Source organism: Shinella sp. JR1-6 (assembly GCF_004284735.1).
Taxonomy (GTDB): Bacteria; Pseudomonadota; Alphaproteobacteria; order Rhizobiales; family Rhizobiaceae; genus Shinella.
In genome coordinates this window covers 1-1,205 of sequence record NZ_SHMI01000114.1, presented here as the reverse complement: position 1 = coordinate 1,205, position 1,205 = coordinate 1, and the positions used below count along the sequence as shown (strand labels likewise).

The following is a 1,205-nucleotide window of genomic DNA, read 5'->3' as shown; positions in this document are numbered from 1 at the left end:
TCCCAGATCGTCGCCACGGCGACATTGTCAAAGCCCCGCGCCATCATGCGGCGCAGGATATAGGTGGCATCACCCGCTACCCCGCCGCCCGGATTGTCCCAGACGTCGGCGATGACGACGGGCACGTCCGGCCGTTCGGCGCGCACGGCAAGCGCCCGGTCGAGCCCGGCCTCCGTGTCGAACATCGGCATCGCCGTCTTGTGGCGCAGGCCGTAGAGTTCGTGGCCAAGGCTTTGCGCCAGCGCCGCGCCCTTTGCCCTGTCGCCGTCGGTGACGACGACGATGCGCGTGCCCATGTCGGGCACGTCGCCGGCCATGAAGCCATGGATGACGGAGATGGAGAGGATGCCGTCCTTGCCCTCCATCGCCTTCAAGCGGTCGACGAAGGAGCGCATCGGCTCGCGGCTCGTCGGATAGATGGTGATCATGCGGCAGTCGAAGGTGGAGATGACGGGGCGGATCTCGCCGCGCAGCGTGCGCAGGGCGAGCTCGACGACATGTTCGCCGCGCTCCTCGAAGTCGGTGTGCGGGAATTCGAGGAAGGTCGCCATCAGGTCGAGATGAGCGACGCGCCGGGCGGTGAGATGGCTGTGCGGGTCGAACTCGGCGGCAACCAGCACGTCGGGCCCGACGATCGTGCGGACCCGTTCGAGCAGGTCGCCCTCCGGGTCGTCGTAGCCTTGGGCGACCATGGCGCCATGCAGGCCGAGCACGACGGCATCGACCGGCAGGGCGGCCTGCAACTCGCCGAGGATCCGGTCGCGCAGGGTCTCGAAGGTGCGGCGCTGGATGAGGCCGGCGGGCTCGGCCCAGCAGGCGGTGCCCTCGATGACGGTAAAGCCTTCGGCCCGGCCGCGCCGGCGCAGGATCGGCACGACGGAGGAGCAGAGCGTGGGCGTGTCGGGATGCTCGCCCGGACCGGCATAGAAGGCGGCCTTGAAGGCGTTCATGTCCGTGGGGACGGGGGAGAAGGTGTTGGTCTCGGTGGCAAGCGAGGCCGTGAAGATGCGCATGGGCGTCCGTTCCGCAGGCGTCCAGGCCGGCCGATGCCCGGCCGTCATCGCCCGGCGCGTGCCGCGCCGGTGTGCCTGGCCGAACGGCATGAAGCCGTGTTCTGGATCGCAAAGTTCCCGTCAGTGATCATCGCAGAGGCGATGTAATTTGTTTTCTCGATAATGCGGCAATTTCTTCGGAAGTCAATGGAT

General features: G+C 67.7%; 1 protein-coding gene. It reads right to left on the bottom strand.

All coding sequences use genetic code 11. The features are described 5' to 3' along the window. A partial coding sequence (locus EXZ48_RS34615; protein ID WP_130521600.1) for a M81 family metallopeptidase occupies window positions 1-1,013 on the bottom strand: 1,013 nt, incomplete at its 3' end. Between the last annotated feature and the right edge of the window lie 192 nt (window positions 1,014-1,205).